We start from the raw sequence: 3,734 nt of genomic DNA, 5'->3' as shown, positions 1-3,734 counted from the left end.
TTTGTGACTTTTCGCTGGATCACGCAGGGCCGCAGCTTTCGCTCCGAGCCGTTGTTGGTGGCCTCGACCTCGCCAGGATAGTCGCAAAAGATCAGAAGCTGCTCTTGCGCCCGACCGATTTTGGCCTGCAACTGGCGTGCGAGGTCGCATCCTGTCGCCGCGGCAAGAAGGGCCGCGAGTTGCTTTTCAAGCTCGCGCTTTTTGCTGGCGATCGTCGAGGCTTTGAAACTGGCGATCTCTCTGGCCAGATCGAAGGCTTTGCCAAACCACAGCTTGAACCGCAGGGGCAGATCGTCCGATCCATGCTCCAGCGCAAAGGCCGTGTCGCGCGCCAGATGCGCCAAACAGGTTCGCGCCGAGGCGATAGCGAATGCCGCGGCCGGGCATAATGGACCGCTCGGCGTCTCCATCGAGGAAAAGCGGCAGGCGCCGCCCCGCCTGTTCGATCTCCCGTCGTTGCAGAAGACCTGCGGCCAGCGATGGGGGTGGACCGCCGACAAGACGCTGTCCGTGGCGCAGGAGCTGTATGACGGCGAAGGCAAGAAACTGATCACCTATCCGCGCGCGGAAGCCCGTTACCTGACTGAAAATCAGATCGCCGACGCGCCGGCGATCGTCGCCGCGCTGACGCGCCTGCGTGGCTTCGCCCATCTCGAAATCGCCCCGCCGGTGATCCGCCGAGGCAGGTCCGGCCATTTCTGCGACAAGGCTCTGGAGGGCGTTTCGCATCATGCCGTCGTGCCTAACGTCAACGTCCTTGACGACTTGGAAACCCGCTTGGCGCGCCTGAACGAGGATGAAAAGCGGCAGTTCGCGCTGATCTGCCGCTCCTATCTGGCCGCCGTGATGCCCGATTACGAATATAGGCAGACCGTCGTCACCGCGTCGGTTTCGGTTCCGGGCGTCGCCGCGGCGGAGTTCCGCGCCGTTGGGCGCATTCCGTTGCGGCTCGGCTGGAAGGCGGTTTATCAGGCGGTCGATCCGGACGCCGAGGCGGAGGCCGAGCAAACGCTGCCATCGCTCAACGATGGCGACAATGCGATGCTGTCCGACGCGCGGGTCGAGGCTAAGAGAACCCAGCCGCCACCCCGCTATAACGAGGGCACGCTGGTGGACGCCATGCAGAACGCTTGGCGCTTCGTTGAAGATCCCGCCCTGCGCGAACGATTGAAGGAAGCCAAGGGCATCGGCACGCCTGCGACCCGGGCCGAAATCATCAAGGGCCTGAAGCGGCAGAATTTGTTGGCCGCGGACGGCAAGCTGGTGCTCCCGACCCCGGCGGGACTGCAACTGTTTGAGCTTTTGCGCGGCGCGGCGCCGGCGCTCGTCGACCCCGGGACAACGGCTCTATGGGAGATGCGTCTCGACGAGGTTGTCACCGGGAAGGCCGACTTTCGCGCGGTGATCGACGGCATTGCCGCCGCCGCACATGATCTGATCGACGCATTGCTCAGACGATCGAGCGGAACAGTCGATCTGACGACCTCCGCGCCGGCGCGTCGATCAGGGCGGCGACGCATTTCCGGGCAGGCAGGCAACCGCGCCAAACCGGAAGACTCTAAGCCCGCTCGCACCCGTCGCGGAAAGAAGACGGCGCAGTCGTCGACAAGGAAACCTGCCGCGCCAGCCGCCGGCGCCTATGATGAGGGGTCCGCTCGTTCGCAGGCGCCGACAGCCAAGATGGTCGCCTACGCGCAAAGCTTGGCGCGCGGCAAGAAATTGACTTTGCCCGAACGCTATCAACAGGATTTCGATGCGTGTCGCCGGTTTCTTGACGAACATGCGTGGTAGGGGCTTGTGGCGCGAAAGCGATGGGAGTTCGACTGGTTCCGAAAGGAAATTTCTGCTACGAAAAGTTGGATGTGGCGGCAAGATTTTGATCACGAGTCGCTCGTTCCAACATTCTCCGAGCTGCAGTCCCGATGCCGCCACTTTTTCAACTCCTGCCGCGTTTGATCAGGTAGGGACCGCGACTTGCGCGTTGCGTCGTCCATGAGAACCAAGACGGTTTGCGCTGTCGCGGCACAATTGTCGCCGACGAACAGGGCCTGGCTAAAAGTCACGGAACTGTTGCCTATGCGAGAAACCGTCGTCCCAATCCGAACTTCGCTCGGCCAAAAGATTTCCGCCCGAAAATTTAACACAAGGTTGGCAAGCACAAACGAAGTTCCCTCGGGCGTCAGAGCCCGCTCTTCCGGATTGTATAGAAGGGAGACCCTCCCCGCTTCAAGAAACGTGACGAAGATGGCGTTATTGACGTGTCCCTGGCGGCCCGTGTCGTTGTAGCGAACAGATTCCTCCGTCCAGTGCGCGTGGTAGGAGATCTTGGCGATGTCTTGGCTGTCGGTTTCCTTGGGCACGGCGGTTCCTCCTTCGATTTAAAACGTGAAGCGTCATGCCGGCCTGTCAGAAAGGCCTTCCGAAGCCTGTGAATCGGCATGATTCGATTACCCTACGCGATTTAAGCCGTTGTGATTGCAATGCGCATCAGAATTCACCCCCCATGCGCAGCCGGCCCCGCGCATGGGAGGTTTGGGTTTACCGACGGTTCTTCTTCAACCGCCGCGCCTCGTCTATCCTCTCGCCTACCTTTTCAGCAACGCACGACAGCCGTCTGGCCCGGTTATCCAACGATTTTTGGTGTACGGCGCCTTCTAACCCTTGCGTTTGCGGCGATTCGGCCTCAACACCTTCGAACACTCGGAGCCGCCGATTCGATGCCATGGCGTATTTTTAAAGCGAGTAGGGAAGCATCATCGGCTGGAGCCCATTGTTAAGAAGGGAAAGGCCATGAACAAGTCGGAATTGGTGGAGTTTGTCGCGGACAAAACCGACGACACGAAGGCGGCAGCGGCAGTGATGGTCGACGCCATAATCCAAGAAATCGAGAACGCACTCAAAAAGGGCGAAGAAGTGCGCCTTGTGGGATTTGGTACTTTCTCGGTCAAGGAGCGTGCGGCCGGCAAGGGACGCAATCCGGCGACTGGCGAGGAAATCCCGATCCCAGCGTCGAAGAACGCCCGCTTCAAGTCGGGCCAAGGGCTGAAGGATGCGCTGAACCCAAAGAAGAGCAAGTAAACTTAACAATACGTCGGCAGCCCGTCGTTGCGTGGCGTTCATTTGGGCAATACAATCAGCCGCCGGAGGGCTCGCGCCGCCAGCGGCTTTTTTTGCGGCCCGGCCACCCTCGCCGCACCCCAGCGGGGGCGGCGTGTGGGCTGAAAGGGAGGGGCCAGAATAAGCGGTTGGCTGAGCAGGGCAGGGGACTAGAAGCGAATCTGCGGTCGTGTATTGTCTCCAAGGAAACAAAAATGACGGCACGCAGCACCATCGTCGTTCACACCACATTGTCCGGACACATGATCCGCGTCGACGCCGCCCGGAGCGGAGCCAACGGCGTGCAGGTCATGACCATGGGGCAGTTGGCCAGCCGTCTCGCAGGCGGGTTCCTGCAGCCGATCGATGCGGAGACGCTCCAGGAGGCGGTTCAAGCGGCCCTGGCGGGCTCGAGCCTGGGCGAGTTCGACGTCATCAAGGATCTTCCCGGCATGGTGCGGGCCGCCGTCAGCACGCTCGACAAAGTCTGGCGCGCGGACATCGACCTCTCGGCGGCGACCAATCCTCGGTTGATGGCGTTGCGCACTCTCGAAACCGAGACGCTTCGTCGGCTGCCGCCTTCGATGAAGCGCCCCAAGGGGTTGGTCGAACTCGCTTGCAGCCGCATTCGTCACGCC

General features: G+C 61.4%; 4 protein-coding genes and 1 pseudogene. 3 read left to right on the top strand and 2 right to left on the bottom strand.

Going from position 1 to position 3,734, the window contains the following annotated elements:
* The coding region (locus ACLP2E_RS20765; RefSeq protein ID WP_442466986.1) for an IS66 family transposase at positions 1-410 on the bottom strand (410 nt) is incomplete at its 3' end.
* Between ACLP2E_RS20765 and ACLP2E_RS20760 the strand changes: the two genes are divergently transcribed.
* Entirely contained in the window at positions 322-1,791 is a 1,470-nt protein-coding gene (locus tag ACLP2E_RS20760) for a DNA topoisomerase (protein WP_442466985.1), read from the top strand. The two genes, ACLP2E_RS20765 and ACLP2E_RS20760, sit on opposite strands and share 89 nt — an antisense overlap.
* 89 nt (positions 1,792-1,880) lie before the next feature.
* Here ACLP2E_RS20760 and ACLP2E_RS20755 read toward each other — a convergent pair whose 3' ends face one another.
* A complete protein-coding gene (locus ACLP2E_RS20755) occupies positions 1,881-2,360 on the bottom strand; it encodes an acyl-CoA thioesterase (RefSeq protein ID WP_442466984.1) in 480 nt (159 codons plus the stop codon).
* 400 nt (positions 2,361-2,760) lie between these two features.
* Between ACLP2E_RS20755 and ACLP2E_RS20750 the strand changes: the two genes are divergently transcribed.
* Together ACLP2E_RS20750 and ACLP2E_RS20745 are read left to right on the top strand one after the other, a co-directional pair.
* Positions 2,761-3,078: an HU family DNA-binding protein gene (locus ACLP2E_RS20750; RefSeq protein WP_442466987.1), complete on the top strand. Its 318-nt coding sequence runs from the start codon at positions 2,761-2,763 to the stop codon at positions 3,076-3,078.
* A gap of 233 nt (positions 3,079-3,311) precedes the next feature.
* Positions 3,312-3,734: pseudogene (locus tag ACLP2E_RS20745) on the top strand (PD-(D/E)XK nuclease family protein); the annotation flags it as partial.

It is taken from the genome of Rhodoblastus sp., from assembly GCF_052145335.1.
GTDB lineage: Bacteria > Pseudomonadota > Alphaproteobacteria > Rhizobiales > Beijerinckiaceae > Rhodoblastus.
This window is presented reverse-complemented; position numbering and strand designations above follow the sequence as displayed.